At 28.8% G+C, this 20,482-nt stretch carries 20 protein-coding genes; 2 read left to right on the top strand and 18 right to left on the bottom strand.

Annotated elements, in window-relative coordinates; genetic code table 11:
• Positions 1–4: 4 nt before the first annotated feature.
• The 8 genes from pilM to groES all read right to left on the bottom strand — a co-directional run bounded on the left by pilM (position 5) and on the right by groES (position 8,865).
• Positions 5–1,159, bottom strand: a complete 1,155-nt coding sequence (gene pilM, locus QP548_RS13445; RefSeq protein ID WP_061429169.1) for a type IV pilus assembly protein PilM — start codon at positions 1,157–1,159, stop codon at positions 5–7.
• Positions 1,160–1,241: 82 nt separating this feature from the next.
• Positions 1,242–1,754 (bottom strand): prepilin-type N-terminal cleavage/methylation domain-containing protein, encoded by a 513-nt coding sequence (locus QP548_RS13440; RefSeq protein WP_061429170.1) that lies wholly within the window; start codon positions 1,752–1,754, stop codon positions 1,242–1,244.
• A 71-nt stretch (positions 1,755–1,825) separates the two neighbouring features.
• Positions 1,826–3,031 (bottom strand): type II secretion system F family protein, encoded by a 1,206-nt coding sequence (locus tag QP548_RS13435; RefSeq protein WP_061429171.1) that lies wholly within the window; start codon positions 3,029–3,031, stop codon positions 1,826–1,828.
• A 26-nt stretch (positions 3,032–3,057) separates the two neighbouring features.
• Positions 3,058–4,749 carry a GspE/PulE family protein gene (locus tag QP548_RS13430; RefSeq protein WP_061429172.1) on the bottom strand — a complete coding sequence of 564 codons (1,692 nt, stop codon included), beginning with the start codon at positions 4,747–4,749 and terminating at the stop codon, positions 3,058–3,060.
• A gap of 69 nt (positions 4,750–4,818) precedes the next feature.
• Entirely contained in the window at positions 4,819–5,562 is a 744-nt protein-coding gene (locus QP548_RS13425; RefSeq protein ID WP_061429173.1) for a prepilin peptidase, read from the bottom strand.
• A 277-nt stretch (positions 5,563–5,839) separates the two neighbouring features.
• Positions 5,840–6,259 (bottom strand): type II secretion system protein, encoded by a 420-nt coding sequence (locus QP548_RS13420; RefSeq protein ID WP_061429174.1) that lies wholly within the window; start codon positions 6,257–6,259, stop codon positions 5,840–5,842.
• A 647-nt stretch (positions 6,260–6,906) separates the two neighbouring features.
• Positions 6,907–8,526, bottom strand: coding sequence for a chaperonin GroEL (groL, locus tag QP548_RS13415; RefSeq protein ID WP_075808028.1), 1,620 nt, complete (start codon positions 8,524–8,526; stop codon positions 6,907–6,909).
• A gap of 54 nt (positions 8,527–8,580) precedes the next feature.
• Positions 8,581–8,865, bottom strand: coding sequence for a co-chaperone GroES (groES, locus tag QP548_RS13410; protein ID WP_061429176.1), 285 nt, complete (start codon positions 8,863–8,865; stop codon positions 8,581–8,583).
• Between the two features lie 372 nt (positions 8,866–9,237).
• On the opposite strand from groES, the gene QP548_RS13405 reads away from it, so the two are divergent.
• Together QP548_RS13405 and QP548_RS13400 are read left to right on the top strand one after the other, a co-directional pair.
• Positions 9,238–9,888 (top strand): TIGR01906 family membrane protein, encoded by a 651-nt coding sequence (locus QP548_RS13405; protein ID WP_061429177.1) that lies wholly within the window; start codon positions 9,238–9,240, stop codon positions 9,886–9,888.
• Between the two features lie 148 nt (positions 9,889–10,036).
• Entirely contained in the window at positions 10,037–10,342 is a 306-nt protein-coding gene (locus tag QP548_RS13400; protein ID WP_003454503.1) for an HNH endonuclease, read from the top strand.
• A 123-nt stretch (positions 10,343–10,465) separates the two neighbouring features.
• Here QP548_RS13400 and QP548_RS13395 read toward each other — a convergent pair whose 3' ends face one another.
• From QP548_RS13395 to QP548_RS13350, 10 genes are all read right to left on the bottom strand, one after another.
• Positions 10,466–11,404, bottom strand: coding sequence for a DNA-3-methyladenine glycosylase family protein (locus QP548_RS13395; protein WP_061429463.1), 939 nt, complete (start codon positions 11,402–11,404; stop codon positions 10,466–10,468).
• 9 nt (positions 11,405–11,413) lie between these two features.
• Complete coding sequence (locus QP548_RS13390; RefSeq protein WP_061429178.1) at positions 11,414–11,818, bottom strand: C-GCAxxG-C-C family protein; 405 nt, start codon at positions 11,816–11,818, stop codon at positions 11,414–11,416.
• A 251-nt stretch (positions 11,819–12,069) separates the two neighbouring features.
• On the bottom strand, positions 12,070–12,570 hold the full coding sequence (locus tag QP548_RS13385; protein WP_061429179.1) for a signal peptidase I: 501 nt from the start codon (positions 12,568–12,570) through the stop codon (positions 12,070–12,072).
• A 141-nt stretch (positions 12,571–12,711) separates the two neighbouring features.
• Positions 12,712–14,412: an ABC transporter ATP-binding protein gene (locus QP548_RS13380; RefSeq protein WP_061429180.1), complete on the bottom strand. Its 1,701-nt coding sequence runs from the start codon at positions 14,410–14,412 to the stop codon at positions 12,712–12,714.
• 249 nt (positions 14,413–14,661) lie between these two features.
• On the bottom strand, positions 14,662–15,510 hold the full coding sequence (locus QP548_RS13375) for a 3-hydroxybutyryl-CoA dehydrogenase (RefSeq protein ID WP_003454476.1): 849 nt from the start codon (positions 15,508–15,510) through the stop codon (positions 14,662–14,664).
• A gap of 113 nt (positions 15,511–15,623) precedes the next feature.
• Positions 15,624–16,631: an electron transfer flavoprotein subunit alpha/FixB family protein gene (locus QP548_RS13370; protein WP_061429181.1), complete on the bottom strand. Its 1,008-nt coding sequence runs from the start codon at positions 16,629–16,631 to the stop codon at positions 15,624–15,626.
• A 21-nt stretch (positions 16,632–16,652) separates the two neighbouring features.
• Positions 16,653–17,432: an electron transfer flavoprotein subunit beta/FixA family protein gene (locus tag QP548_RS13365; RefSeq protein WP_003460115.1), complete on the bottom strand. Its 780-nt coding sequence runs from the start codon at positions 17,430–17,432 to the stop codon at positions 16,653–16,655.
• Between the two features lie 18 nt (positions 17,433–17,450).
• On the bottom strand, positions 17,451–18,590 hold the full coding sequence (locus tag QP548_RS13360) for an acyl-CoA dehydrogenase (RefSeq protein WP_061429182.1): 1,140 nt from the start codon (positions 18,588–18,590) through the stop codon (positions 17,451–17,453).
• A 45-nt stretch (positions 18,591–18,635) separates the two neighbouring features.
• On the bottom strand, positions 18,636–19,418 hold the full coding sequence (locus tag QP548_RS13355) for a short-chain-enoyl-CoA hydratase (RefSeq protein WP_061429183.1): 783 nt from the start codon (positions 19,416–19,418) through the stop codon (positions 18,636–18,638).
• 262 nt (positions 19,419–19,680) lie between these two features.
• Positions 19,681–20,319 (bottom strand): redox-sensing transcriptional repressor Rex, encoded by a 639-nt coding sequence (locus QP548_RS13350; RefSeq protein WP_003454253.1) that lies wholly within the window; start codon positions 20,317–20,319, stop codon positions 19,681–19,683.
• Positions 20,320–20,482 lie beyond the last annotated feature (163 nt).

Genomic DNA, 20,482 nt, shown 5'->3' with positions numbered 1-20,482 from the left:
CAACCTAAAGTCTTATTAAGGCTCCAATAGCATTTATGTATTCTGAAATATTCACTTCTTCTACACCTTTTTTAAATTCTATATTGCTATTTCCTTGAACTATCTTTACTTTCATATTTAGTTTAGTTGATACATATCTTTCTAGCCCCTTTATGTTTGAACTTCCTCCACAAAGATATATCTTGTCTATATTATTTTGAGTATTTTTACTTTTATAATATTTAATTATTCTATTTGCTTCATCAAACCAAGAATCTACAACCTCTCTAACAACATGCTCTAAAGGCCCTTCTTCTCTGTTCATCAAATTACAATTTTCTCTCTTTTGCATTTCTGCATTTTCTAATGAAATTTCTAATACTTTTGATACTTTACTATTCAAATAATTTCCACCAGATTTTGTAGTTTTTATCAGTATTAACTCATTGTCTTTCATTATTGTTAAGCCTATATTCTCAGCTCCCATATCAATACTTAAAGCCGTTTCCTTTATTTCAGGGTTCATTACATAATAAGCTTTTCTTTTAGAATTATAATTTAAATCTAAAGCATATGGTTTTCCACCAATTTTATTAACAAGCTCTGCATAGGAATAAACCATTTTATTTGGATAAACCACAATTAAGACCTCTAGCTTTTCATTGCCATCAATAACCTTTTCATCTAAAATATTATATTGAATCATATGATCCTCTAAGTTTATAGGAAGATATTGCTGAACTTCATACTTAATAACTGATTCTATTTCATCCTCATTAACCTTTGGAATAATAATTGTTCTATTTATAATAGAAGTGCTATTTGTAGTAAAAATAACATTATCATTCTTAACATTATGAGAATCTAAAGCATCATTAATAGCTATAGCCAAACTATCTACATCCTTAATATGACCATCCTCTATACTTCCTTCAGGAGTCTTAAAAGAAAAAGCTTTGTCTATAGTAACCTTGTTTCTATGATATCTACCAACCACAACCTTGGTATTCTCACTTCCAACATCAATAGAAATAGCTTTTTTACATATAACAATCTTAGCTTTTTTCTTACTACCTTTTTTATCATTCTTTTTCCCAGAATTTTTCTTCTTAAGAGCCTTGAGTATATCAGAAACATCCATCTGCAATATGCTCTTTTTCTCATTATTTCCTATTGCCAAAACTTTCCCTCCCTTGCCTTTATAGTTGAAAAGTGCAAGGAAAGTTTCCTTACACTTTTCATAATTATATTGAAATTAAATATTAATCATTTATATTATATTCCCCAGTTGCATCTGGATAAATTAAAACTGCATCTTTTGTTAAATTTTGATTATTTTGATCAGTTATATTAGGTGCATCACCATTATCTTGTCCTTTTTTAATTAAATAAACACTTATTTTTGGTGCTTGAGCATCTACACCTTTAGTAGAATCATTAGTAATTCCAGTTACTACAACTTTAAAGTAATCTCCTTTTATAGATTTAGAAGTTGGTATAGTTTGCATAGCTTTTTCTACGATATCTTTTTCTGTTGCATTTGGATCTAAAACATATGCACAATCAGAAGTTATTTTATTATCGGCAACTAAAGCAGATGTTACATCATAAATGTTTTTAGCACTTGCTATATCTGCTTTAACTTTAGATTTTCTTTGAATTGATAAGAAGTTTGGTATAGCTATTGCTGCTAATATTGCTATGATTGCTATTACTATAATAAGTTCAATTAGCGTGAACCCTTTCTTTTTTTTGTTTTGTTTTTTTGTATTCATTGGTTTTCCTCCTTAAAATAATATGTAATTTATATTAAAAGCTAAACTTTTAATTCTTAGTAATTCTCCTTTTAACCTATACTGTTATACATTTTAAACATAGGTGTTAATATTGAAATTAGTAGGAATCCTATAATTACTCCCATAAGAACTATCATTGCTGGCTCTATTAAGGCTGTTGCTGTTTGTATTTCTCTTTCTAGTTCATCATCATAAAAGTCTGCTGTTTTATCTAATATGCTATCTAGTGAACCAGCTTCCTCTCCAACCTTAACCATGGAAGCAAGCATTGGTGGAAAGATTTTTATATTCATTATTGAATCTCCTAATCCTTCGCCTTTTAAGACCTTTTCTTTTACTTTTAGTAATTCCTTCTCTGCAATTTTATTTCCAACTACAGAGGCAACTATTTCTAGAGAGGTTACTAAGGACATTCCACTTGATGATACTATTCCCATTGTTCTTGTAAATCTAGAAACTATTATTTTTTGAGTTAATTTCTTTATCACTGGAATTTTTAAGTTTATTACACTTAACTTATATTGACCCTCTTCACTCTTTAAATATTTGCCAAGTAATATAATTGCTGTTACTAAAATTAAAAAAATTATAATTCCATACTTCCCTAACATTTTGCTTGTCCCAAGAACCATCTTAGTTGATGTTGGAAGATCTACATTGTTTTCTTCAAACATTTGTACAAAGGTTGGCATTACAAAGGTAAGAATAAATGTAATAGCAATAATAGCTACTACTCCAAGAACTATTGGATAAATCATAGCACTTTTAATCTTTCCTCTTATCTTTGTCTCTTTTTCGTAGTATTCAGCCATTCTTTTTAAGATTATATCTAAATTACCACTTCTCTCACCAGCATCAATCATGCTAGTAAGTAAGTTTGGAAAAACATCCTTTCTTTTTCTCATGGAGTTTGCTAGAGTTTCACCTCTTTTTAAATCTCCATTTACTCCAATCAAAGCTTCCCTAATCTTTGGCTTCTCACCTTGCTCTATTAATATATTTAAAGCTTTACCTATAGATAATCCAGAATCTAACATAACATAAAACTGTCTACAAAATACTGCTATATCCTTAAGCTTCACCTTACGATTAAAAGAAAAACTGCTTTTACTTTTACTATTTTCCTTTTCTATGCTTAGAGGATAATATTGATTTGATAAAAGCATTTCCCTAACTTGGCTTTCAGAATCAGCACTTTGAGAACCTTCTATTCTTTGCCCTTCTGAATTAATAGCTTTATATTTAAAATTTGCCATAATTCCTCTCCTTTTCTTTCACCAAATTACATATCGTAAGTTATATTTAACATTTCTTCAACTGTGGTATTCCCCTCTAAGACTAACCTTCTACATGATTGTCCAAGAGTTCTCATACCATGCTTAATTGAAATTTCCTTAAGAATATCTGCACTTTTATTTTCTAAAATAGCATCTCTATGTTCCTTAGTTACTTCCATAATTTCATAAATACCCATTCTACCTACATAGCCAGTATTATTACAATAAGCACACCCTTTTCCTCTACGAAGTATAAGCTCTTCATTTATATCTATATTTAATATTTCTTTTTCATATGGTGTAGCTTCATATGTTTGTCCACAATTTGGACAAATTCTTCTTACAAGTCTTTGAGCTATAACTCCTTTAATAGCATTTGCAATCAAATATCTTTGAACTCCCATATCTTCTAATCTTAAAACACTAGATGGAGCATCACTAGTATGTAAAGTTGATAAAACTAAGTGACCTGTAATAGCTGATCTTATTGCTATTTGAGCTGTTTCAGTATCTCTTATTTCCCCAACCATTATGGTATCAGGGTCTTGTCTTAATATAGATCTTAATCCTGTAGCAAATGTTAATCCAACTTTAGTATTAACATTAACTTGGTTAATTCCTTCAATTGATACCTCAACAGGATCCTCTACAGTAATAATATTTTTACTTTCTGTGTTTAGCTCATTTAAAATAGTATAAAGTGTTGTGGTTTTACCACTTCCTGTAGGCCCTGTAACAAGAATTATTCCATTAGAATGCTTTGTTATTTTGTCTAACAAAGTAAGTTCATAATCCTTTAGTCCAAGTCCTTCCTTAGAAATTATGAAATTTTCCTTATTTATTATTCTTATAACTATCTTTTCTCCTGTTATCATAGGAAGAATAGATACCCTTAAGTCTATTTGCTTATCCCCAACCTTAGTAAGAATTCTTCCATCTTGAGGAAGCCTTTTCTCTGATATATCTAAGTTTGCTAAAATTTTAACACGAGTAACTAAAGGAGCTAGGGTATCTACCGGCAAAGTAGATATGGTATGTAACTTACCATCTATTCTATATCTAATTCTTAATATATTTTCATAAGTTTCAATATGTATATCACTAGCTCTCTCTTCAACTGCGTTTTTAATAACATACTCTATCATTTTTACAATAGGAGCATTATCCAAATTATCTATTTCCTCAATTTTATCTAAATTAAGTTCATTACTTTCTTCATCAGAAGCTTTTGATAATTCTTCTGCAACTGATAAAACTTTTTGGTTTGAATAATATATATCTATAGCTCTTTGAATAGATTGTTTTACAGCTATATACGGACGCACATTTAAACCTGTAGAAATCTCAACATCATCTATTGCAACTATATCTAGTGGATCTGCCATTGCAACTTTTATGGTATTATCATCCACTTCATAAGGAAATATTAAATGTTTTCTACAAACCTTTTCTGAAATCATCTTTATAGCTCTTCTATCTATTCTTATAATTTCAAGATTTACTCTTTCAATATTTAATTGTTTTTCTAAAACTTCTATTATATCCTCTTCAGTAACAAAATTTTGTTCAACTAAGATTTCTCCAAGCCTTTTTCCAACTTGCTTCTGAATAAATAATGCTTCTTTAAGCCTATCCTCTGTAAGCTTTCCTGATTCAATTAGTATATCTCCTAAACGCTTTTTCTGATAACTAATCAAAGAAAATGCCTCCTTTTCAAGCGAAAAATTTAACTATAAAACTTAATCTAAACTAGTATATTAAATTTTTCACAACCCAAAATATATTGGTATTATTATGTTTCCAAAAAATATTAAAACAATAGTAGATATTCCTATAGCTGGTCCAAAAGCTATATAATCACCTTTTTTCTTTTGTTTAAATAAAATAGCTAATACAGCTATTACTCCTCCAATAATAAATGATAAAAATATATTTATTATTGCTAATTTCCATCCTAAAAAAATTCCTGCTATAGCATGTATCTCTATATCTCCACTTCCCATAGCTCCAGTCAATTTACTAATTAAAAATATTACTATAGAGGATATTAATAATCCTATAAAGTAATTTAAAATATTTTCTCCAAAATAAATTTTTTCTATTAGGGCAAAAATAATCCCAAGTATTATAGCTGGATAAGTAGTAACCGCGTAAACATCTTGGGTGTCGTAATCTATAAATGAAATTACTATGAGAAATGTAATTAAGACTATGTACTTAACTGTCAAAAAAGATATACCATAATATTTATATACACAAAAATATAAAAAACCTGTAAGCAATTCTATTAATGGATATCTTATAGATATTTTACTTTTACAATATCTACACTTTCCCCCTAAAAATAAATAACTAAAAACAGGTACCAAATCTATGGGTTTTAATTGTTTTTTGCATGTACCACAGTGTGAAGGCGGAAATGCTATAGACTCCCCCGCAGGAATTCTAAAAATACACACATTTAAAAAACTTCCAATTATTAATCCAAATAAAAAAAATATTATAGACACATTTCCTCCAAAATCATTTAAAAATGAATTATTTATTAATATTTCATAATTATTATAAACATCTTAGAATTTTTTGTAAACATTTTTCATTGAGCTTTTTTAATCATTATACGAATAATTTATTTTTTTTAATTATTTAATATTATTCTTAAATAATACTTAATAAATGATTAAATTATATCTTTTGAAATCCTAAAAAATAAGGGCATGTAGCAAAATAAGTTTTATTATTATATTTTATACAGCCCCTATAAAAATTAATTTAATTAAAGTATATTTATATTATAGACACCGTAACTTTTCTTCCATTTTCTATATTTACATCATAAGAGTTTCCGCTTTGAGGCTTATCTAAATCTTCAAGTAAATCTTGTAACTTACCTTTACTAGCATCATCACTTATTCCTGTAATTTGTACATTTCCATTACTTGAAGTTATTTTTATGTTTGTAACACTACTTGAAATAGCATCTTCTGCCAATAACATTTCCACAGATCTTTCAATAGCAGCACAATTTTGTTGATCTACTTTTGTCTTAGCACTATCTTTAACAGATGAGAAATTTGGAGCTATAACTGTTAAAATTATAGCCATAATAGCTAAAACAACAGTTAATTCTATTAATGTGAATCCTCCTTTCTTATTTCTTTTCCCTTCATTTCTTCTACTTATTACACTTCTTCTTATTAATGACATTTATAGTCCTCCCTTTATATTTTTTAAAGTTAAAAAATATTTAACTTTAGATTTATATTAGGATTATGGACATTTTTACCATTTATATGCACAAAAAAAGAGATTCTTTTAAAGAATCTCTTTTAATATATCATTTGTATATTTAATCTCTTATGTTATCTTAACTCTTTCGTTTTTTTAAATCTTTTGTTTATTCTAACTTATTTAAGTATTCTATAAATTCTTTCGTATCTCTCTAATGTCTTTTGTTTTAATAGCAAAAACTATTTTTAAACTTAACTCATATGTAACTTTAATATCTTTCGTTCTATGAATTCATTTGCTAGTCATTATTTTATCTTTAGTATTTATAGTTCTTTTGTTTTTCAAAAATCATTTGTAACTTATGTATTTATAATAACACATTTTTTCCCAGTTGTCTACAAAATAATACAATATTTTTTATTTTTTTTAATATATATTTTTTATACCAATTAAAACCTTAAAATTAATACTTTTAATTACAATTAATTTCTAAATAAACTGTTTTCATAAACTTTTCAATCACTTTTTCGACATTTAAACCATTTTAATCATATTATGTAATTATTTTCAATAAGAGTTAAATAAAAAAGGATGACATTTAAGTCATCCTTTTTATTCTTTTATTAATACATTCCGTCCATTCCCATACCTGCACCTTGAGGCATTTCTTTTTCTGGAATATCTGCTACAGCAGCCTCTGTTGTTAAGAATGTTGATGCTACTGATGCTGCATTTTGAAGAGCTGATCTTGTAACTTTAGTTGGATCAACTATTCCTGCTTTAATCATATCTTTATATTCTCCTCTTAAAGCATCAAATCCTACACCTACATCACTATTTTTAACTTTTTCTATTATAACTGAACCTTCTAGTCCTGCGTTATGAGCTATTTGTCTCATAGGTTCTTCTAAAGATCTTACAATTATATTTATACCAACTTGTTCATCTTGAATATCAGAAGTTAATTTTGCAACTTCATTTATTACATTTACGTAAGCTGTTCCACCACCTGGAACTATTCCTTCTTCAACAGCTGCCTTTGTAGCTGCTAAAGCATCCTCTATTCTTAGCTTACTTTCCTTAAGCTCTGTTTCAGTAGCAGCTCCAACCTTAACTACTGCAACCCCACCTGCTAATTTAGCTAATCTTTCTTGTAATTTTTCTTTGTCAAATTCAGAAGTAGTAGCTTCTAATTGTAATTTTATTTGGTTAACTCTATTTTTAATCTCTTCTGAGTTTCCTCTTCCATTAACTATTGTAGTACTTTCTTTAGTTACCTTAACACTTTCAGCTTCTCCAAGCATATCTAATGTAGCTTCTTTTAAATCTCCGCCTACTTCATCAGATATAACAACGCCACCTGTTAAAGTAGCTATATCTTGTAACATTTCTTTTCTTCTATCACCAAATCCAGGTGCTTTAACCCCAACACATGTAAATGTTCCTCTTAATTTATTAACAACTAATGTTGTCATAGCTTCGCCTTCTATATCATCAGCTATTATTAAAAGTTTTTTACCTGCTTGAACTATTTGCTCAAGTAATGGTAATAAATCTTGGATATTACTTATTTTCTTATCTGTTATTAATACTAATGGATTATCTAAAACAGCTTCCATTTTTTCAGTGTCAGTAACCATATAAGCTGATACATATCCTCTATCAAATTGCATACCTTCAACAACGTCTAACTCTGTTCCCATTGATTTAGATTCTTCTACAGTTATAACGCCTTCATTTCCTACCTTTTCCATAGCATCTGCAATTAACTTACCAACTTTTTCATCAGCAGCTGAAATTGCAGCAACTCTCGCTATATCTTCTTTTCCATTTACAGGCTTAGAAATTTTTTGTATTTCCTCTACAGCTTTTTCAACGGCAGTTTTAATTCCATTTCTTATTAATATAGGATTTGCCCCTGCTGTTACATTTTTTAATCCTTCTCTTATAATAGCTTGCGCTAATAAGGTAGCTGTAGTAGTTCCATCTCCTGCCACATCATTAGTCTTTGTAGCTACTTCTTTTACAAGTTGAGCTCCCATATTTTCATAAGCATCTTCAAGTTCAATTTCTCTTGCTATTGTAACCCCATCATTTGTTATTAATGGTGATCCAAATTTTTTATCTAAAATAACATTTCTTCCTTTTGGTCCTAATGTAACCTTAACAGTGTTAGCTAATTTATCTACACCCGCTTGCATAGATCTTCTTGCTTCTTCACCGAATAATAATGTTTTAGCCATATTAATTTACCTCCCAAATATATTATGAATATCTAAATCACTTATAGTTTAAAACTATTCAACTATTGCTAGTATATCGTCTTGTCTTAAGATAGTATATTCTTCCCCCTCGAACTTAACTTCTGTTCCTGCATATTTAGAATATAATACTTTATCTCCTATTTTAACTTCCATCTCAGTTCTTTTTCCATCAACTATTGCTCCTGGACCCACAGCAATAACCTCTGCTTCTTGTGGTCTTTCCTTAGCAGTTCCAGTAACTATTATACCGCTTTTAGTAGTTTCTTCTGCTTCTAATCTTTTAATAACAACCCTGTCTCCAAGTGGTTTAATACTCATTAAAAAACCCTCCTTAAAAATGCTAATTATTTTTTATTTAGCACTCACTAATATAGAGTGCTAATTCTTACTATTATCATATAATTTACCAGTTGTAAATTCAATAACTAAATTTATTTATTTAGAATATATTATTATTATTTTCTATGTTTAAGATAATTTATCTTAAGTTTTCTGCTATTCTTTTGAAATTTCTTTAATTTGCTTTTTTTAATATACATCTCTATTTATTACTTATTTCCATATTATTATATCTTAATACACTACATACTATAAATTAATACTAAAATTTTTCTTAAAATATGTATTTTTGTTTAATATTTAATAAAAAAGTCTAAAATAAATAAAAATAATTATTTTAAGGAGTAAATAATGATTAAGATTTTAAAAGATATATTATTCTCATTTTACTTACTAATAAGTTCATTAGTATTTTCTGTTATTGTAACATTAAATATTTCTCCCATAATCTATTCTCTATTTATTAAGCTTAATAGAATCCCTAACTATAACAACATTGGCAGTGAAGAAATTTTAAATGACTATAATAATATAATTCATTATTTAAATTCTCCATCAGAAGAAGTTCTTAAGTTTAAAAACTTTAAAATAAGCCCTATAGGAGAATTTCACTTTCTAGAAGTTAAAGAAATTTTTTCTTCAATATATTTAATAGGATTAGCTTGCTTAATTTTAGGAATAATTTTATTTATACTTTCAAAAAAATTCAAACTAAAAATATCATTAAAAGCTTTCAATATTTTCTTCTATGAAGTTTTATTTATATTTCTTAGTTTAATTTTAAGTTTTTACTTAAACTTCTCAAAAGTCTTTACTATATTTCATAAAATATTTTTCAATAATGATTACTGGATATTTGATCCTAAGAAAGATCCAATAATAAATGTTTTGCCTGAATCTTATTTTTTATTTTTAGCAATTTTTATTTTATTTCTAGTAATGATATTTTCAATAATATCTAAAATATTTTATAACCTCAAAAAACATAAACATTTAAAATAAAAATAATATTTAATATACAATAGGTTAATTTAAAAATTTAGAATAAATCTTCTTAAATTTTCAAACTATTAAAGTAACGGCTTTTTTAATTTTAAATACATATATTATAATATTTATAAGTATTCTAATTATTTAAGGTGTGATTAATATGAATAAAGAAACTCATATATGTGCTCTTTGCGAAAGAAAAGTTCCTAAAATCACAGAACATCACCTAATTCCTCGCGAAAAAGGTGGAAGATTTGATGAAACAACTTGGCTTTGTGTACCTTGTCATAAACAAGTACATGCTTTATATAGTAACTATGAATTGGCTGTTAGACTTAATTCTCTTCCAAGACTTAAAGATGATGAAAAAATCAAGCGTTACTTAAAATTCATAAAAAAGCAACCTGGCGATGCTAATGTTACTATAAAAAAATCAAAAGCTATTCGTAAAAAAGGCCGTTATTAACAATAATGTACTGCATCAAAATAAAACTTACAAACAATATAAAGAAAATATCTAAAATAAGCTTTAGAATTTAAATTCTTAGCTTAATCTAGTAATTCTCTAAATATGTTTGTAAGTTTTTTCTTAGATCTTTATTCCATTTTCTCTAGCATAATAGAATAGATATTGTTGAGCAAATCCAGAATATTCTCCAAATCTCTCTCTTGCAAAAATTCTTATTTTATTTAATGAAGCATCATCAGCTCCATAAAAATGCATCATTGCTCTTTTAACCCAAACATCTACTGGGAATGCAGAACTTTTTTTCATAGAAAATAGCATTATACAGTCTGCTACCTTTGCTCCTACTCCCATAAATTCTTGAAGTCCTTTATGACATCCATCAGCATCCATATTAGTTATCTTTTCTAAATCATATTTTTCTAATATTTCAACTATCTCTTCTTCTGGAGCCTCTAGTATTCCCTTTTTAGCTAACTCACAGTTATATATGTTTTTAGTTGTATTCCATATATATTTACTTCTAAATGAAGCTCCTGTCTCTCTTATATCATCTATTGAAGCCTTAGATAGGCTTTCTGGAGTTGGGAATGAATAATAAGTATTTCCCTTATACTCTATTGGTTCTCCCCATCTTTCACTTATTTTCTTTATGGTCTTTGAAATTACAGGAATACTATTTCTTGCTGATATTATAAATGAAATAACAAGTTCAAAAGGATCTTGATTTAATATTCTTATTCCATATCCAAATTCAACAGCACTCTTTAATGTTTCATCCCAAGATAAAGCTTCTTTTACTTTTGAATAATCTCTTTCTAAATCAAAATAATCAACCCAAATATTTTCAAAATCTTCTTTGTTAGTATTGTATATTATTACATCATCGCCTTCTTGAGCTAACTCTATAACTTTCCCAAAGGCAACTCCTATGTATGAACCACTTTCTGTTCTTTCCCATCTAAAACATTGACCACATTCAAAAACTTGTTTTATATTAAAGTTTTTTGCATCTTTTAATATTACTTTGTTCTCTCCATATTCTACACTTTTAAAATCCATTCTTTTCACCTATCTTTCTCTTCTTACGATTTCATCTAAAACCTCAGCTGCAGTCTCTATCATAACTATGCATCTTCTGTCATCATCTTTTTTGTACTTAGCTTTTAAGTCAGTACAATTATAGTATCCCAATTTATCATAAAACTTTTCCATAAATTCCTGTGTTAATGCTCTAGTTTGTGGACTTTGATGTCCTCTATCCTCTGTAAATATAAGTCCTAGAACACCTGCTGCCCCAGTTGCCGCTCCACATACATTTCCTATTGCTAATCCTCCACCAAAAGAAGACATTACTTTTAAAGTTTCCTTTGATAAATTTAAATTATATTCTTCATTTGCAGCATACATTATGCATTCTGCACAATTTAAATCATGTTTCTTATCCCACTTTTCTCTTGCTTTTTCAACTAACATATTATCCCTCCAAAATAAAGTTTTATTACTATAAACTTCTATCTTCTAGTTATTATAAATAAAAACTTTATTTTTAAAAATACATATAAATAAGATTTAAACTTAAAACATCAATATTTTAAGCGATAATTTTAAAACCTTATACTAATAATATTATACTAATAAAAGTTATTAATAAATAGTCTTTTTATATAATATAAAAAGAAAAACACGGATAGGTGTTCTTTCGAATCACCCTCCATGTTATTAAGCTAAGCCTTTATTGTTTTTTTCTTATCAACTTTAAAAGTATCCCAAAGTATGCTTATTGCAATTAGGACCATAAGTCCTGATATTACTATAGGCTTTGATAAAAATACTGTAACATACCCTAAGAAAGGCATATGAAATAAAACTTTTCCTATTAAGTCTTCTCTTCTAACTATTTCAGTATCATTAGCATTATTATTATCACCCTTTGTTATAAATCCCTCTTCATTTTTTTCAACAACTCTATGGGTAACTACTTTCCCCTCATATTTAAACGTTATTATCTCTCCAACTTTAACATCCTCAGCATCAACGCTCTTAACAATAGCCAAATCTCCAGTATTAATCTCTGGTTCCATACTTCCACTTAATATTGAATATGTTCTAAATCCAACAGCTTTAAATATTGAATCTGACTTACTCATAAAATTATTTACTAATATTATAACTAACATAAAAATAACTATGTAATATATTGTATTAAAAATGTTTTTACTATTCATAAATTCACCCTTGCAAAATATAAAATATAATTCTCCTATTATATTTATATTCAAAGATTATGTAAAGTATTCCTATATAAAAATAAAAACTGCACTAAAAGTAAATAAAATTACTCTTAATACAGTTTTAATTAAACTAAATTATAAGTTATGAAGATTGCTATAAACGCCACCAAGCTTCATAAGCTCTTCATGTGTTCCTCTTTCTTCTATTCCTTTATCTGTTAATACCACTATCTCATCAGAATTTTTAACAGTTGAAAGTCTATGAGCAACTACAAGGGTTGTTCTATCTTTACTTAATTCTTCTAAAGCTTTTTGTATTTCATATTCTGTAACATTGTCTAAAGCAGATGTAGCTTCATCTAATATTAATATTGCTGGGTTCTTTAAGAATACTCTAGCTATTGAAATTCTTTGCTTTTGTCCTCCAGAAAGCTTAACCCCTCTTTCACCTATAAATGTATCATATCCATCTTCTAAGCCCATAATAAAATCATGTAGACATGCATTCTTAGCGGCTTCTATAACTTCCTCATCTGTAGCATTAGGATTTCCATACATTATATTTTCTTTTATAGTTCCTGTAAATAAAAATACATCTTGTTGAACTATACCTATATTTTCTCTTAAGGACTTTAAAGTAACAGTACTTATATCCACATCATCAATAAAAATTTGACCACTTTCATAGTCATAAAATCTAGGTATAAGATTACATATTGTTGTCTTTCCTCCACCTGATGGTCCAACTAAAGCAACCATTTTACCTGCTTCAATATCTAAATTGAACTTCTCTAAAATACTTTCTTTATTATCATATCTAAAAGTAACATCTTTTATTGTAATCTTTCCTTTTACATCTTTAAGATCCTTTGCATTAGGAATTTCTTTTTCATTTTCCTCATTCATTATCTCTTCATATCTTTCAAAACCAGACATTCCATTTTGGAACATTTCATTGAAATTTATAAGCTTTCTAATAGGCTGTAGGAACATCTTTATATATAGTAAGTATGCTGCAAAATCTCCTACATTTATTTTTCCTAAGTAAGTAAAATATCCAGCTGCTATTAAAACTATAAGTTCAAGCATATCTACAAGGAAGAACATCCCTGAAAAATATTCAGCCATTGCCTTATAAGCATGTTCTCTAGCTTTCTTAAAGATTCCATTGCTCTTATCAAACTTTTCCATTTCATAAGACTTATTACCAAAAGATTTAGTTACTCTAACTCCTGAAATACTATTTTCTATAGTAGCATTTACTTCACCAGTTTTAACTCTTGTCTCTTTAAATGCTTTTTTCATTTTATTTCTCTTATGAATAGTATAAAAAAGTAAAAAAGGTATTATAGCAAAAGTAATAATTGTTAAAGGTACATTTATTGTACATAAAATTATAAAGGATCCCACTAACATAACTAAGGATATAAATAAATCCTCTGGACCATGGTGAGCTAATTCTGATATATCTAGAAGGTCATTTATTATTCTAGACATAATAACTCCAGTTTTATTATTGTCAAAATACCTATTAGGCATATCCTGTAACTTATCAAATAAGTCTCTTCTCATATCAGCCTGCATTCTAACCCCAACTACATGTCCCCAATATTGCATAAAATAGTTTAAGCCTGCCTTAATTAAGAATATTAGAGTAAGTACAATTGCGAAAACAAACAATAATTTTATCTGTTTATTTGGAATAACATCATTAATTATATTTCTTGTAATCATAGGATAAAATAAGTCACAAGCTGAAACTAAAAATGCCGCTAATAAATCTAAAATAAATAATTTCTTATATGGTTTATAATAACGTATAAAGCTTTTTAACATACTACCTCCTTTTAATGATAAAAATTATTAATTAACACCAATTTTCATTCTTTTAATTATAATGAACTTTCTAAATTAAATCAACCTGATAAAATAATTTAAATAAAAAGCTTTTTATAAAAGAAAAAGAGATTGATAAAATATCAATCTCTTGCTTTACTTCAATCTCTTCCTATAATATATATCTTAAAATATTTAATAATATCAGATTTATACTATAGAAAATTTATACCTTATAAACTTTCAATATTATGCGTTGTAGTTGTAGAATCCTCTACCAGTTTTTCTACCTAACCATCCTGCTCTAACATATTTTCTTAAAAGACTGTGAGCTCTGTATTTACTATCTCCAGTTTCTTTAAATAATACGTCCATTATAGCTAAGCAAACATCTAATCCTATTAAATCTCCTAAAGCTAAAGGTCCCATTGGATGATTAGCTCCTAATTTCATTGAAGTATCTATATCTTCAACTGAAGCTATTCCTTCTGCATATATTCCAATAGCTTCGTTTATCATAGGGATAAGTATTCTATTAACTACAAATCCTGGTGCTTCAGCAACTTCTACTGGAGTCTTTCCTATAGCTTCTGACATAGCTTTTACTTTGTCAAAAGTTTCTTGTGAAGTAGCCATACCTCTTATTACTTCAACAAGTTTCATTATTGTTGCAGGGTTAAAGAAATGCATTCCTATAACTCTATCAGGTCTGTTTGTAGCTGATGCTACTTCTGTTATTGATAATGAAGATGTATTTGAAGCTAATATAGTTTCTTCTTTACAGATTTTATCTAATTCAGCGAAAATTTGTTTTTTAATTTCCATATTTTCAACTGCAGCTTCTATAACTAAATCACAGTCAGCAGCTAATCCTAAATCAGTAGTTCCAGTGATTTTTGATAATACTGCTTCTTTATCTTCTTCAGTTATTTTTCCTTTAGAAACTAATTTAGTAAGACCTTTGTTGATTCCAGCTATTCCTCTATCAACAAACTCGTCTTTGATATCTCTAACGATAACTTCATATCCTTTTTGTGCAAATGCTTGAACTATTCCAGCACCCATTGTACCTGCACCAATTACAAAAATCTTTTCCATATTAAGTTCCTCCTAAATACTCTCTTTAATTGGACTTTTCTGACTTAACAGAAAAGCCCTACACCATTAATTGAAAAATTTTATAAGTTTACCCTTGTTATATTATTTATTAATTAAACTTCTTCCTTCATAGCTTTTAATTGAGCTATGAATTCTGGAACAACTTTATTTACATCCCCAACTATTGCATAGTCAGCAATCTTCATTATTGGAGCATTAGCATCTTTATTTATAGCTATTATCATATCTGAATCTTGCATACCAGCGGCATGTTGAATAGCTCCTGATATACCACAAGCTACATATATATTTGGTCTAACAGTTTTTCCTGTTTGTCCAACTTGGTAATCTTTATCTACCCATCCTTTTTCTACTGCTGCTCTTGAAGCTGCTATTGATCCATTCATAACTTCTGCTAATTCTTTAAGCATTTTGAAGTTTTCTTCTGAACCAATACCTCTACCACCTGCAACTAATACATTAGCTTCTGATATATCAACGATATCTTTGTGTTCTTTAATTATTTCAACAATTTTTGTTCTTATATCATTAGAGTTGAATTTTACTTCAACATTTTCTACAGTTGCATCATTTTCTCCTAGTGGAAGTTTTTCAAAAACTCCAGGTCTTACTGTAGCCATTTGTGGTCTGTGATCTGGACATACGATTGTAGCCATTAAGTTACCACCAAATGCTGGTCTTGTTGCTAATAAATCTCCACTTTCAACATCAACATCTAAAGATGTACAATCAGCAGTTAAACCAGTTTCTAATCTTGCAGCAACTCTTGGACCTAAGTCTCTTCCTATGAATGTTGCTCCTATGAAAATTATATTTGGTTTTTTAGCATTAGCTAATTCACATATAGCTTTTGTATATCCATCAGTTGTGTAATGTTCTAATTCTGGAGCATCAACAACTAGTACTTCATCAGCACCATGTCTTGATAAGTCTTCAACTAAATTTTGAACTTTATTTCCTATTAATAACGCTGTTAATTTTGATCCTAATTTATCAGCGATTTTTCTACCTTCACCTAATAATTCTAATGAAACTTTTTGTAATTGACCTTCTCTTTGCTCTGCAAAAACCCAAACGCCATTGAAATCTGCTTTATTCATCTTAAATACCTCCCATAATCCTTAGATGTAGTGTTTTTCTTTTAATTTGCCTAGTACATAAGTAACTGAATCTTTAGGTGATTCCTTAACTATTTCTCCTGCACCTTTAGCTTCTTTAGTCATTGATCTCTTAACTTTTGTTGGAGATCCTTTTAATCCTAATTCAGCTTTATCTACATCTATGTCATCAGCTGACCATACTAAGATTTCATCATCAGATGTTTCAAATATATTTTTAACATTCATGTATCTTGGCTCATTTAACTCTTTTATAGCAGTTAAAAGTACTGGAGCCTCAACTTTTATTAATTCATATCCATCTTCTAAAGCTCTATTTACTAATAATCCATCTTCTTCAACTTTAACGCCTTGAACATAAGTTACTTGAGGAATATTTAAATGTTCAGCTATTTCTGGACCAACTTGTGCAGTATCTCCATCTATAGCTTGTCTTCCTGCAAATATTATGTCATATTCTAATTTCTTTAATGCTCCAGCTAAAGCCTTTGAAGTAGCTAATGTATCTGCACCTGCAAATGCTCTATCAGTTATAAGAATTGCTTTATCAGCTCCCATACATAAGGCTTCTCTTAAAGCTGATTTAGCTTGAGGTGGTCCCATACTTAATACAGTTACTTCTGCTCCATTATTATCTTTTAATTGTAATGCAGCTTCTAAAGCATGTTTATCCTCTGGGTTTATTATTGATGGAACTCCATCTCTTATAAGAGTTCCTGTTTTTGGATCTATTTTAACAGCTGTTGTATCTGGCACTTGTTTTAAGCAAACTACTATTTTCATCTCAAAGCCCTCCTAAAATTATCTTAATATGCTTCCTGCGATAACCATTTTTTGAACTTCTGAAGTTCCTTCATAAATCTCAGTTATCTTAGCATCTCTCATCATTCTTTCTACTGGGTATTCCTTAGTATATCCATATCCACCGAATAATTGAACTGCCTTAGTTGTAACTTCCATAGCTACATCCGCAGCGAATAATTTAGCTCTTGCAGCATCTATAGAATATGGTTTACCCTCTTCTTTTAAGCAAGCTGCTTTATATACTAAAAATCTTGCAGCTTCGATTTTAGTATCCATTTCTGCTACCATCCATTGTAATCCTTGGAATGCAGATAATGATCTACCAAATTGTTTTCTTTCTTTCATGTAAGCAACAGCTTCTTCTAAAGCTCCTTCTGCTATACCTAATGCTTGAGCAGCGATACCTATTCTACCACCGTCTAAAGTTTTCATTGCTATTCCAAATCCTTTTCCTTCTCTTCCGATTAAGTTTTCTTTTGGAACAACACAGTTTTCCATGATTAACTCAGTTGTTGAAGAAGCTCTTATACCCATTTTGTCTTCTAACTTACCAATTGAGAATCCTGGGAAATTCTTTTCAACTATGAAAGCTGAAATTCCTCTTGTACCTTGACTCTTATCAGTCATAGCAAAGATTATGAAAGTATCTGCAACTCCACCATTAGTTATGAAGATTTTACTTCCGTTTAAGATGTAATTATCACCTTCTAATACAGCTGTAGTTTGTTGTCCTGCAGCATCTGTACCTGCTCCTGGTTCAGTTAATCCAAAAGCACCTAATTTTTCACCTTTTGCAAGTGGAGTTAAATATTTTTCCTTTTGAGCTGGAGTACCAAATTGATCTATTAATGAAGCACATAATGAAGTGTGAGCTGAAACTATAACCCCTGTAGTAGCACAAACTTTTGATAATTCTTCAACAGTTAAGATGTAAGATAAAGTATCTCCACCAGCTCCGCCATATTCTTTACTAAAAGGAATTCCCATCATTCCTAGTTTAGCCATTTTCTTAACATTTTCCATAGGGAATCTTTCTGTTACGTCTATTTCTGCAGCTATTGGCTTAACTTCATTTTGCGCAAATTCTCTAACCATTTGCTTAACTAATTCTTGTTCTCTTGTTAATTGAAAGTTCATTTTAATTACCCTCCTTAAATCCACACAACCATTTTGTTTAAAAAATTACTTGTTTTTAAAGTTCTTTTCTCTTCTTTCTACAAAAGCACTCATACCTTCTGTTTGATCTTCTGTAGCAAAACATTTTCCAAAATCTTCAGCTTCTATAACTACTGCTGAATCTATATCAACTTGAATCCCTCTATCAATTGCATCTTTACATAACTTAACAGCTATTGGTGCATTAGTAGCTATTTTCTTAGCTATTGACATTGCTTCTTCCATTAAATTCTCTGGTTCAACAACCTTATTTACTAAACCAATTCTTAAAGCTTCATCAGCTTTTATCATATCTCCAGTGTAAATAAGTTCTTTAGCCTTACCAGGTCCAACTATTCTTGGTAATCTTTGAGTTCCACCAAATCCTGGAGTTATTCCTAATCCAACCTCAGGTTGAGCAAACTTAGCCTTTGTAGTTGCTATTCGTATATCACAAGCCATAGAAATTTCACATCCACCGCCTAAAGCGAAACCGTTTATAGCAGCGATTACAGGCTTGTCTAATTTTTCTAATCTTCTAAACACTTTATTACCTAAAAGTCCAAATTCTTTACCCTCTTCTTCATTTAGATCTTTCATTTCTGCTATATCAGCACCTGCAACAAATGCTTTATCTCCAGCACCTGTTAAAATAACAACATATATATCATCTTGTTTTTCTATATGGTCTATAGCAGTATCTAAGTCTTTTAAAGTTTCTGAGTTTAGTGCATTTAATGCCTTAGGTCTGTTAATTGTTAAAACCCCAATGTTTCCCTCTTTTTCAAAGATTACATTATTTAATTCCATTGTATTTCCTCCCTCATATACCATAGCGAATATATGGTTTTAAATAACTTAACAACTAATAACTAACAACTTAATATTTTTTATCCTATGCTTTTTCCAGAATTTATTGTTAATTTTGTAACAAGCAAAGGCAAAAAAATAATTGAAGTACTCGGTACTTCAATTAAATTATAAAACTTAAAAGTAAATTTTTCAATATATTTTTTTGAAAATCTAATACTATTTTTCCATATTAAACAAATTTTTATAAAATAAATCCAATTTATTTTACATCATTGTGATTTAAAAGATATACTAAAGTCATCATACTTTCACTTAAATGTACATTCTCTACTCTTATATCTTTTGGCACCTCAAGATCTATAGGCGCAAAGTTCCATATACCTTTGATTCCACCTTCAACAAGGTCATTACATACCTTTTGAGCATTTGTTCTTGGAACACAGATTATACCTATTTCAATATCATTTTCTTTTACGAAATCTTTTAATTTTTCAACATCTTGTATCTCAACATCTCTTATTTTTATTCCAAACATTCTTGGATTAGCATCAAAAATACCTTTTAATTTAAAGCCTAATCTATTGAAACTATTGTAGTTTGCAATAGCCTGCCCTATGTTACCAGCTCCAATTATAACTGTGTTATAGTCTCTTGTAAGCCCTAATATACTCCCTATGTTATTGTATAACTCTTTTACATTATATCCATATCCCTGTTGCCCAAAATCTCCAAAACAATTAAGATCCTGTCTTATTTGAGAAGCAGTGAAGCCTATTTTTTCACTTAACTCTTTTGAAGATATTCTATCAACATCATTTTCCATTAATTCTTGTAAATATCTATGGTATTTAGGCAATCTTTTTATAACAGCCATAGATATGCCTTTTTTCTTTTCCATTTTAATAGCACCTCTTTCTAAAATTGTTCTTTTTTTAAAAAGCAATTACTTTTTAGACTGTATTCTAAAATCAAATGATAAAATTACAAATTTAACCTTCTAAAATATTACCATACCCTAAAAAGTTTGTCTATATTTTAACATTCTTTTGGTTTCACTATCA

This window comes from Clostridium sp. UMB9555A (assembly GCF_030222355.1).
GTDB lineage: Bacteria > Bacillota > Clostridia > Clostridiales > Clostridiaceae > Sarcina > Sarcina perfringens.
Note: the sequence above shows the minus strand (reverse complement) of the source record. Positions and strands in the feature narration are given on the sequence as shown.